The 17,667-nt window shown below is 63.3% G+C and carries 10 protein-coding genes; 6 read left to right on the top strand and 4 right to left on the bottom strand.

The window, feature by feature from the left end; translation table 11 throughout:
* Positions 1-11: 11 nt before the first annotated feature.
* Positions 12-2,420, bottom strand: a complete 2,409-nt coding sequence (gene mrcB, locus AADW18_RS10225) for a penicillin-binding protein 1B (RefSeq protein WP_337343256.1) — start codon at positions 2,418-2,420, stop codon at positions 12-14.
* A 95-nt stretch (positions 2,421-2,515) separates the two neighbouring features.
* On the opposite strand from mrcB, the gene AADW18_RS10230 reads away from it, so the two are divergent.
* Positions 2,516-4,648: a glycosyltransferase gene (locus tag AADW18_RS10230; RefSeq protein WP_337343257.1), complete on the top strand. Its 2,133-nt coding sequence runs from the start codon at positions 2,516-2,518 to the stop codon at positions 4,646-4,648.
* Positions 4,649-4,805: 157 nt separating this feature from the next.
* Here AADW18_RS10230 and AADW18_RS10235 read toward each other — a convergent pair whose 3' ends face one another.
* Both AADW18_RS10235 and AADW18_RS10240 read right to left on the bottom strand, forming a co-directional pair.
* Positions 4,806-6,407 carry a hypothetical protein gene (locus AADW18_RS10235; RefSeq protein ID WP_337343258.1) on the bottom strand — a complete coding sequence of 534 codons (1,602 nt, stop codon included), beginning with the start codon at positions 6,405-6,407 and terminating at the stop codon, positions 4,806-4,808.
* Positions 6,408-6,688: 281 nt separating this feature from the next.
* The gene (locus AADW18_RS10240) at positions 6,689-8,848 is read right to left on the bottom strand and encodes a bifunctional (p)ppGpp synthetase/guanosine-3',5'-bis(diphosphate) 3'-pyrophosphohydrolase (RefSeq protein ID WP_337343259.1); all 2,160 of its coding nucleotides are present in this window, start codon (positions 8,846-8,848) and stop codon (positions 6,689-6,691) included.
* Here AADW18_RS10240 and AADW18_RS10245 point away from each other — a divergent pair.
* Entirely contained in the window at positions 8,847-9,431 is a 585-nt protein-coding gene (locus AADW18_RS10245) for a hypothetical protein (RefSeq protein ID WP_337343260.1), read from the top strand. The genes AADW18_RS10240 and AADW18_RS10245 overlap by 2 nt on opposite strands.
* A 27-nt stretch (positions 9,432-9,458) precedes the next feature.
* Positions 9,459-9,941, top strand: a complete 483-nt coding sequence (locus AADW18_RS10250; RefSeq protein ID WP_337343261.1) for a hypothetical protein — start codon at positions 9,459-9,461, stop codon at positions 9,939-9,941.
* Positions 9,942-9,990: 49 nt separating this feature from the next.
* Here AADW18_RS10250 and hrpA read toward each other — a convergent pair whose 3' ends face one another.
* On the bottom strand, positions 9,991-14,142 hold the full coding sequence (gene hrpA / locus AADW18_RS10255; protein ID WP_337343262.1) for an ATP-dependent RNA helicase HrpA: 4,152 nt from the start codon (positions 14,140-14,142) through the stop codon (positions 9,991-9,993).
* A 102-nt stretch (positions 14,143-14,244) separates the two neighbouring features.
* Here hrpA and AADW18_RS10260 point away from each other — a divergent pair, with 102 nt between their 5' ends.
* The 3 genes from AADW18_RS10260 (at position 14,245) to AADW18_RS10270 (ending at position 17,359) form a co-directional block, all read left to right on the top strand.
* Complete coding sequence (locus tag AADW18_RS10260) at positions 14,245-14,784, top strand: Dps family protein (RefSeq protein WP_337343263.1); 540 nt, start codon at positions 14,245-14,247, stop codon at positions 14,782-14,784.
* Between the two features lie 212 nt (positions 14,785-14,996).
* On the top strand, positions 14,997-16,793 hold the full coding sequence (recQ, locus tag AADW18_RS10265; RefSeq protein WP_337343264.1) for a DNA helicase RecQ: 1,797 nt from the start codon (positions 14,997-14,999) through the stop codon (positions 16,791-16,793).
* Between the two features lie 131 nt (positions 16,794-16,924).
* Entirely contained in the window at positions 16,925-17,359 is a 435-nt protein-coding gene (locus tag AADW18_RS10270; protein WP_337343265.1) for a hypothetical protein, read from the top strand.
* Positions 17,360-17,667: the final 308 nt, after the last annotated feature.

Raw genomic sequence — 17,667 nt, forward strand, 5'->3', positions numbered from 1 at the left:
GGGGCATGAACTTAAGGTTGCTGCTGTGGCTGCGATTGTGGCGACGGTTCGACGGGCTCAGCGGGGGCTTCTTCTTTCTTGTCCAAACCGAACCAGCTGCGCCAGCCGCCTTCCTCCTCTTGCTCGGGCACCGTAGGAACAACGCACGGCGCATAAGCAGGCGCGGAGCCTGACACGAAAGGCAGGCGCCGCGCGCCAGGGCAGTCGGGATCGGTGGTGTTGGAGTCGATCACCCACTGCCAGTCCAGGCCTTTGCTGGAGACCTTCAGCGGCGCACTCGGAAGCCGACTGAAGATGCCCGACCATACACGCATGGCACCGGTGGCGCCGTAGAGGCCGGTCTGTTCGTTCTGATCATTGCCCATCCACACCACGGCCAGGTGATCGCCGGTGTAGCCGGCATACCAACTGTCGCGACCGTCGTTGCTGGTGCCGGTCTTGCCTGCCGATTGCAGCCTGCCCAAACCGTCGTTCAACAGTGGGCGGCCCGTGCCGTTGCTGACCACCTGCTGCAAGGCGACGCTGATCAAATTGGCGGCGATCGAATCACCCTCCTGGGCCGGTGCGGGTGTCTTGTCGTAACGCTTCAGCAGCTTTCCACTGGGAGACAACACTCCGCGCACCGCATGCAGTGGCTGGATCTCGCCGCCAGAGGCCAGGAACTGATAAAGCTGGGCCATTGCGTAGGGGCTCTGGTCGGTCGCGCCCAGGATCAGCGCGGGGTTCGGATCGGCCTTCATACCCGCCAGTACCCGGATCAAGTCGGCAAGACGCTCCGGATCCACCTTCATGCCGATGCGCACGGTGGCCTGGTTATAGGAATGCGCCAGCGCGTCGACCAGCCGCACGGTGCCGTGACTGCGTCGATCTGAATTGGTGGGCGTCCAGCGACGGTTCTTGCCCAACTGCACCGTCACCGGGGAATCATCCACCCACGATGCCAGCGAATAAGTGTCCGGCTGCGCCAGAGCCAGCAGGTAGACGAAGGGTTTCAGCAACGAACCCACCGGCCGTTGTGCCTCTACCGCCCGGTTGAAGCCATGGACCGCGACGTCGCGGCCACCCACCACCGCAAGCACATCGCCGTCATGCACATCGGTCAGCACCAGGCCGACTTGCAAAGGCGCGCGGCGGTTGTTTCCCAGTGATTTGATGGTGCGCGTCACTGAGCCTTCGGCGTAGGCCTGCGCCGACGGCGACATGCCGGTAAGCACGGACAGGCCCGCGCCCTGCAATGCGCTCTCCGGATAATCGCGCGCCAGTTGGCGGCGCACCAGATCGACATAGGCGGGGAAGCGATTGGCCGCGGCCATGCCCGGGGTCTTGGTGATACCCAGCGGTGCGGCCAAGGCGCGCTTGTACTCGGCATCGTTGATCAGTCCGGTTTCGTGCAGCTTGGACAGCGCGTAGTCGCGGCGCTCCTTGGCGCGCTCAGGATTCCGGCGTGGGTCGTAATGCGAAGGCCCCTTGACGATGCCGATCAGCAGCGCGATCTGCTCGGTCGACAGCGAGTCCAGGTCGCGGCCGAACCAGAATTCCGCACCGGCCGAGACACCATGGATCGCCTGGCTGCCGCGCTGCCCCAGATAGACCTGGTTGAAATAGGCTTCCAGGATGGTGCGCTTGTCGTAGCGCGCCTCCAGTATCAACGCATAGAGAATCTCGTTGAACTTGCGGCTGGGCGTGACTTCCTTGCCGATTCCCAGCAATCCACTGCGCGCCAATTGCTGCGTCAGCGTGCTGGCGCCCTGGCGGGTTTCGCCGCCGGACCGCACCGCCACCCAGATGGCACGCGCGATGCCGCTGAAGTCGATGCCATGGTGCCGGTTGAAATCGCGGTCTTCCACCGCCTGCAAGCCAGTGACCAGCAGCTCCGGCACTTCCTCCAGGCGAACGAGCCGGCGTTCTTCCTGCTTCTGCCCATACAGGGTCGCGATGCGCGCCGGATCCAGCCGCGCCGCTTTGAGATTCTTCTTGCTGGTCAGGTCCCGCACGCTGGCAACCTGTCCGCCGGACAGCGTCACCTGCACCTGGCGCGGCGCCACTTTGCCGTCCACGTCGATGAAGCCGCGGCTGGAGATGGTGAAGCGACCGCCGTCGCGCGCATACGTGCCCGGCTTGCTGCCGGTGCCGTCGTCGAAGTACGAAGCTGCATCCAGTTCGGTCTTCAGCGTTGCCGCATCCATCGCCATACGGGGCGCCAACTGCAACGGGCGCGCGTAGACGCGCGTCGGAATCTGCCAGCGCAGTTCACCGAACCGTTGGGTCACCTGGTGATTCAGGTACAACGTATAGGGGATCAGGAACCCCAGCCCAAGACCGACAGCCGCCAGTCCCCAGGTCAATAGCCGCTGGCGCCAGAAGGGCGCTGCGGGCTGCTCGTCGTCGTGGTTATCTTCGTCGTAGTCGTTGTGGGCCACAGGGGATGCGACAATGGGAATTCAGGCGAGTCTAACGCAGCCGCTTCGATGCGGTCCGGCCTGAATACCTTTTGCTCAGCTGGAGTTGCAACGGAATGTCGATGTCCCCGGCCGATGTGCGCTTTCTGTTCGATCGCGTGCGGGGCCTGATTCGTCGCGGCTTGGCCAGCTTGCGCATGCGAGGCTGGCGCGCCACCTGGGACCGCGTCCAGCGGCAATTCCGGCGTGCGCCTCCCTCTGCCTTGGAGCCGTTGTATTTCCCGGCGCGGATGCCGTTCGCGCCTTTCGCGGTGCCATTCAGTGATGCGCCCACCGCCAGCATCGTCATTCCAGTCTACAACCAGGCGGATCACACACTGAATTGCCTGCGCGCGTTGGCGGAACATCCGTCGGCGGCCAGCTGCGAAATCATCGTGATAGACGACGGCTCATCGGACGAAACGGCGCAATGGCTTCCCCAGATCGCCGGGCTGAGATACCACCGGCGCGCGGAGAACGGTGGCTTCATCGCCGCCTGCAACGACGGAGCGTCCCTGGCACGCGGCGACTATCTGGTGTTCCTCAATAACGACACGGTGCCGCAACCAGGCTGGCTGGACGCACTGCTGGAGACCTTCCGTACCCATCCGGAAGCCGGCATTGCCGGCGCGCAACTGCTCTACCCCGATGGGCGCTTGCAGGAAGCAGGCGGCGTGGTGTTCGCGAACGGCTCGGCCTGGAACTATGGACGGCTGGAATCGCCGGAAGACCCGCGCTTTGCCAGCTTGCGCGATGCGGACTATTGCTCGGGCGCGGCAATCGCCATTCCGGCCTCGCTGTTTCGCCGCATCGGTGGGTTCGATCAGCGGTATGCGCCGGCATATTACGAAGACACCGACCTGGCGTTCGCCGTGCGCGCGCTGGGCAAGCGCGTTCTTTACCAGCCCCGCGCCCGGGTCATCCATCTGGAAGGCATCACCTCCGGCACCGACACCGGCAGCGGCATCAAGGCGTATCAAGTACGCAATCGCTCGATTTTTGCGCAGAAGTGGCAGGAAGCACTGGCGCATCATCTGCCGACCGAAGCGCTGCCTTCGCCCGCCAATCTGCACAGGAAGCAACGGCAGATACTGATCATCGATGCGACGGTTCCGCAGCCGGACCGGGATTCGGGGTCGCTTCGGTTGATGAATCTGCTCCGCTTGTTGATCGAGCAAGGCGCGCACGTGGTGTTCCTGGCCGCTCATGGCTATCGCGATGGCGACTATCCGGCTGCACTGCAGGCGATGGGCGTGGAGACTTGGTTCAAACCCCATATCGGCCGTGCGACCACCTGGATTCGCGAACATGGTGGGCGGTTTGATGCGGTCATGCTGTCGCGCCACCACATTGCCAGCGAATTCCTTCCGCTGGTGCGGCGCCATGCGCCAAATGCCAGCGTGATCCTGGATACGGTCGATCTCCATTATCTGCGCGAGTCGCGCGGCGCCGATCTCGCCCAACACGCCGCACTGAAGCGCGCCGCACTAAAGAAGTCCGCGGAGAAGACTCGCGAGAAAGAATTGCACTTGATCCACAGCAGCGATGTCACGCTGGTGGTCAGTCCGCTGGAAAAGCAGCTATTGGCAGACGACGCGCCTGGCGCGCGCGTGGAGATCCTCTCCAATCTGCACGAAGTGGCTGGCAACGGCGGAAACTACACGCAGCGGAAAGACCTGGTCTTCGTCGGCGGATTTCACCATCCACCCAATACCGATGCCGTGCGATGGTTCGGCGAACAAATCTTTCCGCTCATTCGTCACCGCCTGCCCGAGGTGCGTTTCCATTGCATCGGCAGCGATCCGCCCGAAACCATTACCGCACTGGGGAAGCAGCCAGGCATCTTGGTCCATGGGCACGTCCCAGACTTGTCACCTTACATGGACGAAGTCCGGATAGCCGTCGCGCCGCTGCGTTTCGGTGCTGGCGTGAAAGGAAAGGTCAATCTGAGCATGGCGCATGGGCAACCGGTAGTGGCGACATCCTGCGCGGTGGAAGGCATGTACTTGCGCGACGAGGTGGATGTGCTGGTGGCGGACGAAGCGCAGGCCTTCGCCGACGCCGTGGTTCGCCTGTATCAAGATGAGACCCTGTGGAATCGCTTGGCGATGAATGGATTGGACAATATTCGCCAGCACTTCTCGCTGGATGCGGCGCGCGACGTCGTGAAGCGGGTTTTCTTTTCCGGTCAGCCGAGTGGAGCCATGTAGAGCCGAGCTTGCTCGGCTGCTCTTCGATCCGGACGTGACGTACCAAGAGCAGCGGAGCAAGCTCCGCTCTACGAAACGCCTTAAAACCGCTATTCATTGACGCCCGCCGTTGCGACGGCCTTGTTGCTACCGACTTCGGTGCTATTGCGAGGCGCCCCTAATTCCCACCGGCCTGCGCAGTGCGCACACGGACGGCGAAATCAGCCACCCCAGGTGCGTATGCGTCCAACGCTTGAGCTTCCCGCAATGCGTTGGCAGCGAAGTTCACGTCGCCCGCACCCAGCCGTTCATTCCCCACGGCGACCCACTTTTCCGCCAATCGCCGGCGAGTTCCGCTCAGCCTCGGATCACGCGGCTGCAGCGTCTGCCACGCCTGTTGGCAGGCCTGCGCGCGACGGACGCGGTTGTCGCGCAGCTCATCCTCGAAGCATCGTTGCACGCCAGGCAACAGGCGCGCGGCGGCTTGCCGGACGGCACCGCTACCCGGTGCCAGCGCCTGTGCAGCGCGCAACTTATCGTAGGCGCTGACGCCCGGCGGCGAGAGCCAATCGCCTCGCGCTTCCGCCTGCGCCATTTCCGCCAGCAGCGTCTGGACCCTGCGCTCGCGCTCATACAAAGAAGCGGGTGAACCCAAACGTGCCTGCGATTGCCGCGCTCGCGCCAGATTCTGTTCCGCCTCTTTGACGGCAGGTGACTGCGGTGCGATTGCGACCGCCTTGTCCAATGCCACTCGTGCTTGATCGAACTCGAAATCCGCCGCTTTGCGGCTGGCGTCCTGCGCGTAGGCGGCCGCAACGCGCTCGATACCCTGCTTGGCTGCCGCATCGTCCGGTTTGGCCTCGATCACGGCCTGATAACCGGCCAGCGCCTCATCCCGACGCCCGCTGCGCAAGTCCTTGTCTGCCTGCTGCTGCCGCTGTTCCAGCGTGCTGGCAAGGGTGGCCTGCGCCTCAGGCAGATCGACGTGCCCGGAATCGTAGCCGCGCGCCTTGGCGATCAGTTCGGCGGCCTGGGTCACATCACCTGCCTTGAGCCGCTCCTCGGCGCGTTTAAGCAGGTCGGACAACGCGTCCTCGCGGCCTTCCAGCGCTTGGGTTTGATTGGATTCCATCTCCAGCACGCGCTGATACAGGGGTAACGCGGCCGCGGGATCCGGACTACCGGGTTTGGTAGCTGCTTGCGCGTTCTGAGCTTGCTGCAGCAACGCGTCAACGCCATCAGTGGGGGATTCCTTCTCTTTTGCCCGCAACTGTTCGGTGGCGAGATTGATGTTGGCACGCGGCACCTGCAACTCGCGCGCCAAATCCAGATATCTGCGGGCTTCCTCGAACCGGTTTTCGCGGGTAGCAGCCTGAGCCTGCTGCAGCGCCGCGTAGCCAACCCGCACCAATCCGGTACGCGCCTCGATCCGATCCGAATCCAGTGCCTGCACAGCCTCGAATCGTTCGCGCGCACCGCTGCCATCTTCAGCGGTCAAATGACCTCGCTTCAGCGCCGCTTCCGCATCATCCAGCAGCCGCTGAACGCGGGTGTCCGGCCACAGGGCCTCTGCCAGCGGCTCGCGGAAAACGGCCAGAGCGACGGCAAGCGCCACCAGAACAAGCACGGCCCACGGCCAGATGCGCCGCCGCTCCCGCCAATGGGGTGGGGGATCCTCCGGCGGCTCTCGCCCATCGGCACGAAATTCCACCTCGTCCCAGCGCAAGACTGGGTCGATTCGACCTTTCTGCCCTTCACCGTCAGGTTCGCGCTCTCGCATCTCCTAAAGCATACCGCAGAGCGTGTTATGGCCTTTGGGGTGAGTGCGAAGGTGTCTATTGCAGTGCCAGGCAAGGCGTGCGCCGCCGGGCAGGCTGGCCGCCTGGCCAACGCGCGCAACACAGCATGGCGCCGCAATAGGCACCTTCCCGAAGGGTGGCTTGCCTGCGCCGCCGCCGCGTTGTCCGGCTTGCCTTGGACACCACCCAAGGTCGGCGCCGGACGCCTTGCGGCGACAACGCAGGCAAGCCACGCATCTCATCCCAAAGGCCATAACACGCTCTAGCCTGAACGTCGCGCCTCCTCCACCCCGGGTAGCGCGTCCAGCTTGCCCAGCAGCGTGGACAGCTGGCCGAAATCCGAGACCCGCAGGCGCAAGCGCAGATGCACCCGGCCGCTACCGGCGACGTTGTTGCTGTTGATATCCAGCACGTTGGCATCCTCCTGGGCGATCAACGTGGTTACGTCCTTGAGCAACCATTTGCGGTCAATGGCCGCAATCTGCACGTCGACCTCGTAGCCGCCGCCGGCTTGCCCCCATTCCACCGGCAGCACGCGTTGCGGATTGGCCGCTGCCAGCCGTGCGAATGCTGTGCAGTGACTGCGATGCACGGTGACGCCACGGCCGCGCGTCAGGTACCCGGCGATGGGTTCGCCGGGTACCGGCTGGCAGCACCTCGCCAGCTGCACCAGCAGGTTGCCGACTCCCTGGACGGTGAACTTGGATTTCGATGCGGGAGGCGGCCGTCGGGGTGGTCGACGTTGCGGCAGACCCGGGGGCTGCGGCGCCTGGGTTTGAGCACGTTGCTCTTCGTGCAGCGCGCGGCCGATCTGATTCGGCCCCACATCGCCCAATGCGACCTGGATATACAGGTCGTCCACGCTTTCGGCGTGGAATTTCTTCGCCATCGGCTGCAAGTCGGCGTGATGAAGACCCAGCCGCTTGAGTTCGCGTTCCAGCAGTTCGCGCCCGGCTTGCACGTTGCGCGCGCGGTCCAGTTTATGAAACCAGGCCCTCACCTTGTCGCGGGAGCGTCCGCTGGCCAGGAACCCGTTGGCCGGCAGTAGCCAATCGCGGCGTGGTTCGCCCGTCTTGGAGGTCAGTATCTCGACACGATCACCGCTGTGCAGCTTGTGGTGCAGCGGCACGATGCGGCCATTGACCTTGGCGCCGCGGGTGCGGTGCCCGACCATGGTGTGCACGTGGTAAGCGAAATCCAGCACGGTGCCGCCCTGCGGAAGATCGATCACCTCGCCTTTTGGCGTCAGTGTGTAGACACGTTCTTCGACCAGCTCGGCATCCAGGTCGCCAGCCAATGCGTCATCGCCTTCGCGACCACTTTCACCGGTGTTGTCCAGCAACCGCCGCATCCAGGCGATCTTGCGATCGAACGCCTTGTCGGCCCCGCCTTCCTTGTAGCGCCAATGCGCGGCCACACCCAATTCGGCCTGGGCATGCATCTCATGAGTCCGAATCTGCACCTCCAGCGTCCGGCCTTCCGGCCCGATCACCGCCGTGTGCAGTGAGCGGTAGTCGTTCGCCTTGGGACGAGCGATGTAGTCGTCGAATTCGCTGGGAATCGGAATCCACAACGCATGCACGATGCCAAGCGCCGCATAACAAGCCGCCACATCATCGACGGCGACGCGCACCGCACGCAGATCATAGAGTTCATCGAACGACACCTGCTTCTTCTGCATCTTCCGCCAGATGCTGTAGATGTGCTTCGGCCGGCCACTGATTTCAGCGCGGATGCCCTGTTCGTCCAGCGCATTACGCAATGTCGCCTTCACCGACTCGATATAGCGTTCGCGCCGGATACGCGTTTCGTGCAGCTGCGCGGCTATCTGGCGGTAGGTGTCGGGTTCCAGGTAGCGAAACGCCAGATCCTCCAATTCCCACTTCAGCTGCCAGATGCCAAGGCGATTGGCCAGCGGCGCATGGATATCGCGGGTCAGCTGCGCCAGAGCGCGTCGCTGGCTATCCGGCAGCCGGTCCGCTTCGCGCATGCGGGCAAGCTGCCGCGCAAGCAGGATCGGCACCACGCGCAGGTCCCTCACGATGGCCAGCAATAATCGGCGCAGGCCTTCGGTATTCGCTCCCCGGGATTGCTCCGCATGCAGCGCCCACACCTGGGCCGCGGCGTTTTGCCCTTCGATCAATCCCGCGATGCCGGGATAGGTTTTCCCGATGCGCTCGGCCAACGCCTGGTGGCAACGCGGCAACCCGAACAACAGTGCCGCCGCGATCACCTCGCCCTCGGCGGAGAGTCCCGCCAAGGTGTCCAGGGTATCGCCCACCACCGACAATGCATCCGGCAGTTCTTCCAGCGCGTCCGGTGCGCGCAGGGCTTCATCCAGCGCGCTGCGAAGCGCCGGCGCAATACTGCCGACAGCGGGACGCTGAAGCACGGTGGCGATGTCGGTGACAGCGGTACTCATGGGCGCCATGGAGCGACGGCACAGCGCCGTCGGTTACGACTACACTACCGGCCAGCCGCCTTTAGGAACAGTCATGAATACGAGCCGCTTGTTTCTATTTTTCCTTCTGTTCACCGCCACATTCCATGTCGCGGCACAGGAAAACGCCGCGCCGCGCGCGCTGCAACAGGCAATGAGCGAGGCGGAATTCAAGGCCGCCGGGCTCGACAAGCTTTCCCCTTCCGAGCTCGCCGCGCTCAACGCGTGGCTGCAGCGCAAGGTGATCCAGGAGACGGAAGTAGCCGTCGCCGCCGCAAAGGAAACCACGCGCAAGGAAGTGGAGCAGGAAAATCGTGGCTTCTTCGACTTCGGAACCAAAGAGCCGATCGAGAGCGCCATCGCCGGCGAGTTCAAGGGGTTCGCCCAAGGCAGGCAGTACACGCTGGAGAACGGCCAGGTCTGGGAGCAGATCGAACCGGTATCGCTGGCGGGCGTACGTAAAACCAATCCGGCCGTGAGCATCAAACCGTCGAACTTCGGCAACAAGTGGTTCATGCAGATCAAAGGCTATAACACCGCGGCGCCGGTTCGCCGCATCAAATAAGCATTCGCCTCCTCAACAGGTCCTCACATGCGCATCTTTCTTCCTCTTGTTCTTGCTAGCGCCCTACTCATGCACGCGACCGTCGCCCAGGCGGAACGCAACTATGTGCCGATCGAAAAGCGACTGACCGCGGAGCAGCTCAAAAGTACCGGTCTGGATCAACTGTCCGCCGCGCAACTGGAGCTGCTGAACTCGCTGCTGAGCGAAGAACAGAAAACGGTTGTAGAGGCCACCAAGGCCGAAAGCGTAGAACGGCCGTCAGGCAAGCGGTTTAGTGGTGTAGGGACCCAACCTATCAATACAAGGCTGAAGGGCGAGTTCCGGGGCTGGTCGAAAGGCACCATTTTCAATCTTGAAAATGGCGATCGCTGGCGTGTCATCGAAGGCGACTACTATGCGTTAAAAGCCATTGTTGACCCTAAGGTCCAAGTGACGCCAGGCAAGATCAGCGGCTGGTATTTGCGGGTCGAAGGCCACAACCCCAGCGCAAAGGTGCAGCCGCTCGACTGAGCTAAGCGCGAGGGGCCGGAGGCTAGGGCCCAGCCCTACCTTCTCCGCATTACCCGCGCAGTGCCAAAAGGCGCTGCGCGAGCTTCTTGGGCGATATGCCGGCGCGAGCACCCAGCTCCTGCGCGAACATCGATACCCGCAATTCTTCCAAGTCCCAGCGGAGCGCCTGCCACTCCGGATCGGCCTGCCTGCCCAACGCTGCCGCATCCTCCAGTGCGTCGACGAATGGCTTGATTTCCAGCATGCGCGCCTGGTCTCGCGCCGGGTCCCGTTTGGCCCGCTCGGCTCGCAACGACATCGCTTTCAAATAGCGAGGCAGTTGCGCCAATGCATCCGCGGGTGTTTCACGCAGGAAGCCCGGATGGATCAACGCATCCAACTGAGCGCGCATGTCGTCCAGATTGCCGCGCGCCCAACCCATCAGCGGCGACTCCAACCGTGGCTTCACTTCCGCTACGGCCGAGAGGATTGTTTCCGCCAGTTTCAGGCGCTCCATGGCCTCACCGAACAGTCGTTTGCTGGCATCCTCGCGGCGGTGCTCGAACGCGGCGCGGTCACGGATATCGCCCAGGCCTTCGGCGAGCAAGGCGTTAAGCGCCGCATCCACCAGGTCGCCACGCAACCGTTCCTGCGATTCGATTGCCGCATAAAGCAGCCCCGTTTTTGGCGGTATCGGCAATTGCTTGCGCGCCTGCTTGGCCTTGTCGGCCAGCGCGATTTCCAGCAAGCGGCGCACGCCTTGGGGATGCGCGGCATCCGCCTCGGCGCGGTCGGCGAACACGCGCAGCGCAGCGGAATCCTCCTGATCGACCAAGGCCGGATACGCCGGTACGCCCGCCTCGCCCGGCACCTGGACGGGAACTGTGTCCATCGGAAATTCGCGCAAGCCCTCGGCGGCCAATTCGCGTCCGGCGCGTGCGGCGAACGCCTGCCCCGCACGCTCACCGAAACGCATACGCAATGAATCCAGGTCGCGGGATTCGGCCAGTACTTTGCCCTCGCGCTCGCGTAGCCGAAGGTTCATGCGCAGGTGCGGCTCCAACGCACTCTCGTCGAAGTCGATCGCCGTTACGGCTACACCCGTCGCACGCGAAAGGAACCGCGCCAGTTCGCCGCGGATATCGTCTGCGCCGGGTCGCGGAAAAGCCTCGAAGAATGCACGCCCGAAATCCGGCGCCGGCACGTAGTTACGCCGCATCGCTTTGGGCAGCGTACGGATCAGGCCCGCTGCCTTCTCGGCGATGAAACCGGGTGCCAGCCATGACAGGCGAGCCGGGTCCAATGCGTTCAACAGATGAATCGGGACCTCCAGCGTCACCCCGTCGTCCTGCGCACCTGGTTCGAACTTGTAGTGCAGTGGCAACCGCGCATCGCCCAAGACGAAATACTTGGGAAACCGATCCTCCTCGCTGCCCTCGCCCGGCAATAGATCGGCCAACGCCCATCGCAGCTTCTGACGCGCTTCAGGCGATAGAGTCTTGTGCCAAGCATCCAGGCCAGCCGCGGAATGGATTTCGGCCGGAATGCGGTCCAGATACCAGCGCGCTTGCCAGTCTTCATCGGCGATCAAACCCGCACGACGCAGCTTGGCTTCTTCTTCGCGCGCTTGCTCCAGGGTCTTCAGATTATCGGCCACGAAACTGGCGCGAGTATTGATTTCGCCGGTGATCAGCGCCTGCCGCACGAAGATGTCATGCGCTTCCGTTGGCGCGATGCGGCCATAGTGAACCGGCTTCTTCGGCGCCAGCACCAGCCCGAACAGACTGATTTGTTCGGATGCCAGCACATGCCCTTGCGCGCGCGACCAGTGCGCATCGAAATGCTTGCGTGCCAGCAGATGCGGCACTTCCGCGATCACCCAATCCGGCTCGATGGCGGCGTTGGTGAGCCCCCATACGCGCTGGGTATCGAGCAGGGTGGCACTGAGCAACCACGGCGGCGGCTTCTTTGCCAATGCGGAACCGGGGAACACATGGAATCGGCGCTGCCGCGGCGCTTGGAAGTCCCCTTTTTCGGTACGGTGGCCGACCTGGGTGGGCAGGCCTGCGATCAGGGCACGATGCAACGCAATGTAGGCCGCCTGCCGCTGCTTTTCCGATAACGTATCGGCGGTGGTTGCCGATTGTTCGCTCCGCTTGGATATGGGGAGAGTGTTGCGCGAAGCGGCGTGGGGATTTGCCTTTGTTTTGATGGTTCCTTGTGCGGAAAGCAAATCTCCCCTGCCCCCCTTTTTCAAAGCGGGATTGTCTGCCACTGCCTTGCTCTCCCTTGTCGAGGAGGGATTCTCTTTCTCAAGGTTGCCCATGGCCGGCGCGTCCAGCGACCAGCCCAGTTCTTCGCACAGCAGCAACAGTTGTCGATGCAGTTCGCGCCATTCGCGCATGCGCAGGAAACCAAGGAAATGGCGCTCGCACCAATCGCGCAATTTCGACTGGGTCAGATCCTCGTGGGCTTGGCGATAGGCGTCCCACAACTTCACGATGCCGAGGAATTCGGAACGCGTATCGGCGAATTTCGCGTGCGCGTTGTCGGCGGCCTCGCGCGCTTCGGGCGGACGTTCGCGTGGGTCCTGGATGCCCAGGAACGCGGCGATGACGATCATCTCGCGCAAACAACGATGTTGCTGCGCGGCCACCAGCATGCGGGCCAGTTTTACGTCCACCGGGAGGCGCGCCATTTGCCGGCCGATAGTGGTGAGTTTCCGGTCTTTGTCGATGGCGCCCAGTTCGGCAAGTTGCTGCCAGCCATCGGCAACGGCGCGCTCGTCCGGCGGCTCCAGGAAAGGGAAATCCTCGATTTTTCCCAGCCCCAGTTGAAGCATCCGCAGAATGACTCCGGCCAGGCTGGAGCGGCGGATCTCCGGGTCAGTGAACTCCGAGCGCGACTGGAAGTCGGCTTCCGAGTACAGCCGGTAGCAGATACCTTCGGCGATGCGACCGCAACGCCCTTTGCGTTGGTTGGCGCTGGCCTGCGATACCGGTTCGATATGCAACCGATCCAGTTTCTGCCGCGGACTGTAGCGCTTGACGCGCGCGTAGCCAGGATCGATCACGTAGCGGATGCGCGGCACCGTCAGCGAGGTCTCGGCCACGTTGGTGGCCAGCACCAGACGGCGCTTCGGTCCGGGATTGAATACGCGGTCCTGGTCCTTCGCCGACAGCCGCGCATACAGCGGCAGCACTTCGGTCTCGCGATACTTGCGGCGCTCCAACGCTTGGTGCACGTCGCGAATCTCGCGCTCGCCGGGCAGGAACATCAGTACGTCGCCGCGCGGATCCAGGCGAGTGATTTCGTCCACGGCCGCCACGATGGCGTCCTGAGTTGAGACAGGATCGGACTCCTTCTCCGGCGCTCCGCCGCGTTTGCTGTCGGAAGGCGGCGAGGAGGAGGAGACTTCCTGCCGGTCTTCGCCCGGCGGGCGATAGCGCACTTCCACCGGATAGGTGCGGCCTTCCACGCTGATGACCGGCGCGCCGTCGAAATGGCGGGCGAAGCGTTCGGTATCGATGGTCGCCGAGGTCACGACCACTTTCAGATCACGGCGCTTGCGCAACAGCTGCTTCAGATAGCCGAGCAGGAAATCGATATTGAGGCTGCGTTCGTGCGCTTCATCGATGATGATCGTGTCGTAGGCGGACAGCCAGCGGTCGCTGGCAATCTCCGCCAACAGGATGCCGTCGGTCATGAACTTGATGCGGGTGTCCTGGCCGACCTGATCGGTGAAGCGCACTTGGTAGCCGACCGCGCCACCGATCTCCGAATTCAGCTCCTCCGCCACCCGCCGTGCTACCGCACGGGCGGCGATACGGCGTGGCTGCGTGCAACCGATCATGCCGGCCGCGCCACGGCCGGCCGCCAGGCACAACTTGGGCAGCTGGGTGGTCTTGCCGGAACCCGTTTCGCCGGCGATCACCACCACCGGATGACGGCGGATCGCTTCGACAATGCGCTCGCCTTCCCTCGCGATGGGCAGCGACTCGTCCAACGTGATCGCCGGCACCGAAGCCGCCCTCGCCTCGCGCGCGGCGGCCGACGCCGCCAGCGCTTGCCCGAATGCTGCCCGCGCGGCAGCATCACCGGGCTTGGCCTGCCAGCGCGACCACAGGCCATGCAGACGGCCGCGATCACGGCTGAGGGCGCCATCGATGGCGCGCCGGCCGGCGTCCAGCTCGGCCGGCGATGGGGTTTCAATAGACTTCATCAATTAGAGGGTTGTGAAACGTTCGATTACACAAGATGGTTTAGCTTGGCTATTGTGAAGCCAATGGATGATCCGCCCTATACCCCCTGAAGGAGTGTCTGTATGCCCAAGACAAAAACCAAGACGAAAAGCAAACCCACCCCGCTGGTTCAAGCGGCCACGTCGCCGAATATCGATATCGGGATCAGCACGCCGGATCGCAAGAAGATCGCCGAAGGCCTGTCGCGCTTCCTGGCTGACGCCTATACCTTGTACCTCAAGACCCACAACTTCCATTGGAACGTTACCGGGCCGATGTTCAACTCGCTGCACACCATGTTCGAAACCCAGTACACCGAGCAGTGGACGGCGCTGGACGAGATCGCCGAGCGCATCCGCGCGCTGGGCTATAACGCGCCAGGCTCCTATGGTGAGTTCGTGAAGTTGTCCTCGATCCAGGAAGAGCCCGGCGCCACCGGCGTGCCGGCTTGGCAAGGCATGGTCCAGCAACTGGTCACGGGCAATGAAGCCGTTTGCCGTACCGCTCGCAAGGTCCTTCAAGTGGCGGACGAGGCCGGGGACGACCCGTCGGTGGATCTGCTGACGCAGCGCCTGCAGACGCACGAGAAGTACGCCTGGATGCTGCGTTCACTGCTGGAGTGAATGCTCCCGCTTTCAGCGCCAAAAAACGCCTGGCTTGAGCTGGGCGTTTTTTTTCGACGCTACTCGCTTGCATACGGTGAATCTTGGGTTCGCACCATGAGAACAGGGCCGCCGGTGCCGAACTGTCCGCGCTAGTGAAACCCAAAGCAAAATCAGTCAGCTTTCCAACATTCGACATCGCAGTTGAAGGCAGCGGCTGCTACCCTATCCCCATGTCAGAACTCCCTCAGGACCTGCTGCAGCGGGTCTTCGGCTACACGCAATTCCGCGGCCCCCAGCAAGCCATCGTCGAACATCTGGTCGCCGGTAATGACGCCTTGGTGCTAATGCCCACTGGCGGCGGCAAATCCCTTTGCTATCAGGTGCCTGCACTGCTGCGCGATGGCGTCGGTATTGTGATTTCGCCGTTGATCGCGCTGATGCAGGACCAGGTGGAGGCACTGCGCCAAGTCGGCGTACGCGCCGAATTCCTGAATTCATCGTTGGACGCGGAATCCGCCGCGCGAGTGGAACAAGCACTGCTGCGCGGCGAACTGGACCTGCTGTACGTGGCGCCGGAGCGGCTGCTGACCAGCCGCTTCCTTTCGTTGCTGGAACGCAGCCGCATCGCCCTGTTCGCCATCGACGAAGCCCACTGCGTTTCCGCCTGGGGGCATGATTTCCGTCGGGAATACCTGGAACTGACGATCCTGCACGAGCGCTGGCCCGACGTGCCGCGTATCGCCCTGACCGCGACCGCCGACCCGCCCACGCAACGCGAGATCGCCGAACGGCTCAACCTGAACGATGCGCGCCGCTTCGTCAGCTCTTTCGACCGGCCCAACATCCGCTACACCGTGGTGCAGAAGGACAACAGCCGCCGTCAGCTTCGCGATTTCCTGCAGACCCACCGCGGCGAAGCGGGCATCGTCTACTGCCTGTCGCGCAAGCGCGTGGACCAGACGGCGGAATTCCTCGCGGAACAAGGTTTCAATGCCCTGCCTTATCACGCAGGCTTGGATGCGAAGGTCCGCGCGCATAACCAGCGCCGTTTCCTGCGTGAAGAAGGCATCGTCATGGTGGCCACGATCGCGTTCGGAATGGGCATCGACAAACCGGATGTCCGCTTCGTCGCGCATACCGATCTGCCCAAGTCGCTGGAGGGCTACTACCAGGAAACCGGCCGTGCCGGCCGCGATGGCGAAGCCGCCGACGCCTGGCTGTGCTATGGATTGGGCGATGTGGTGCTGCTGAAGCAGATGATCGAGCAATCCGAAGCCGGCGAAGAACGCAAACGCCTTGAACGAAAAAAACTCGACCAGCTGCTGGGCTATTGCGAATCGATGCAGTGCCGCCGGCAGGTGCTGCTGGCTGGTTTCGGCGAAACCTACGCGCACCAGTGCGGCAATTGCGACAACTGTCTATCGCCGGCGCAAACCTGGGATGCCACGCTGGCCGCGCAGAAAGCCTTGAGCTGCGTCTACCGCAGCGGGCAGCGTTTCGGCGTACAGCACATCATCGACGTGCTGCGCGGCAGCGACGGCGAGCGCATCAAGCAATGTGGTCACGACCAGTTGACCACCTACGGTATCGGCAAGGATCTGGACGCCAGGACCTGGCGCAGCGTGTTTCGCCAACTAGTGGCATCCGGACTGTTGGAAGTCGACGCCGAAGGCTACGGTGGTCTGCGCCTTACCGAAGCCAGCCGCACACTGCTGCGCGGCGAACGCACGTTGCACCTGCGGCAGGAATCCCAGGAGAAGCGCGAGCGCGAACGTGGCCCCCGCAGCGGCGTGGCGGTGCCATCCAACGACCTGCCGGTCTTCCAGGCGCTTCGCGAACTGCGGGCGCAACTGGCACGCGAACAGAATGTACCCGCCTACGTCATCTTCCACGACAGCACGCTGCGCAACATCGCCGAACACCGTCCCTCCAGCCTGAGCGATCTCGCGCGTGTGGGCGGCATCGGCGGAACCAAGTTGGCCCGCTATGGGCAGCAGGTGCTGGATGCAGTACTGGCAGCTGGCTGAAGTTCCGTAGGCTTTCCTGTACGACCGCCGATCCATCAGCCGGCGTTCAAGCGCTGATTGCTAGCTTCATCGCTGTCGCACCGCGCAGGCGACGACCGCTACTTCCGCGCTCCTGCCGTATTGAGACCGCCATGAAAACCTTGCCCCTCGCGCTGCTGGTTGTCTTTACCGCTTCGCCGGCCTGGGCGCAGTCGGAAGCCGAGAAGCTGGACCTGACGCTGCCGCGCGAAGCGGTGCCTTATACCGCGGATCCGCCGGGCACCTATTACGGCGACAAAAGCGGGCCGCCCCTGGCAACGGTGGCCGATGATGGCGAGCGCGACCCCTGCGTCATCATGCACAACGATCGCGACGGCGATGGCGTGACCGGCAGCTTCACCACCGGCATCGGCTACAGCAAAGGCTACGGCCGCAGCACGTACAACGCAGCCACGATCAATCTTTGCAAGTCATACAACAACGACGACGGCAACACCCGCATGTTCAACCTGAACATTCACGTCGACCGTTCAGATGGGCCGGGATTCTATGGCCCGTATCCCGGCTATTACGGCCCGCGCCGTTAGTCCTGCGTAGAGCGGAGCTTGCTCCGCTGTTTTTTGCCTGACGGCACGCGCTGGCCGAATGAGGGCGAAGAGCAGCCGAGCAAGCTCGGCTCTACGAGGCGATGCCTCAAAGATACCCCCGCTGCGAGCTTCTGGTAGAGCGGAGCTTGCTCCGCTGCTTTGGCATTTCTGCACGACCCAACGGAAGAGCAGCCGAGCGAGCTCGGCTCTACAAGGCGATGCCTCAAATATCCGCTGCGAGCTTCTGGTAGAGCGGAGCTTGCTCCGCTGCTTTGGCATTTCTGCACGACCCAACGGAAGAGCAGCCG

The sequence above is a fragment of the Pseudoxanthomonas sp. CCNWLY206-1 genome (assembly GCF_039710385.1).
GTDB lineage: Bacteria > Pseudomonadota > Gammaproteobacteria > Xanthomonadales > Xanthomonadaceae > Pseudoxanthomonas_A.

Excerpts from the sequence above, each read along its gene's own strand:
- AADW18_RS10230 (WP_337343257.1), top strand. The coding sequence starts at position 2,516 with ATGTCGATGTCCCCGGCCGATGTGCGCTTTCTGTTCGATCGCGTGCGG.
- AADW18_RS10235 (WP_337343258.1), bottom strand. The coding sequence starts at position 6,407 with ATGCGAGAGCGCGAACCTGACGGTGAAGGGCAGAAAGGTCGAATCGAC.
- AADW18_RS10245 (WP_337343260.1), top strand. The coding sequence starts at position 8,847 with ATGGGCGCCATGGAGCGACGGCACAGCGCCGTCGGTTACGACTACACT.
- AADW18_RS10240 (WP_337343259.1), bottom strand. The coding sequence starts at position 8,848 with ATGAGTACCGCTGTCACCGACATCGCCACCGTGCTTCAGCGTCCCGCT.
- AADW18_RS10250 (WP_337343261.1), top strand. The coding sequence starts at position 9,459 with ATGCGCATCTTTCTTCCTCTTGTTCTTGCTAGCGCCCTACTCATGCAC.
- hrpA (WP_337343262.1), bottom strand. The coding sequence starts at position 14,142 with ATGAAGTCTATTGAAACCCCATCGCCGGCCGAGCTGGACGCCGGCCGG.
- AADW18_RS10260 (WP_337343263.1), top strand. The coding sequence starts at position 14,245 with ATGCCCAAGACAAAAACCAAGACGAAAAGCAAACCCACCCCGCTGGTT.
- recQ (WP_337343264.1), top strand. The coding sequence starts at position 14,997 with ATGTCAGAACTCCCTCAGGACCTGCTGCAGCGGGTCTTCGGCTACACG.
- AADW18_RS10270 (WP_337343265.1), top strand. The coding sequence starts at position 16,925 with ATGAAAACCTTGCCCCTCGCGCTGCTGGTTGTCTTTACCGCTTCGCCG.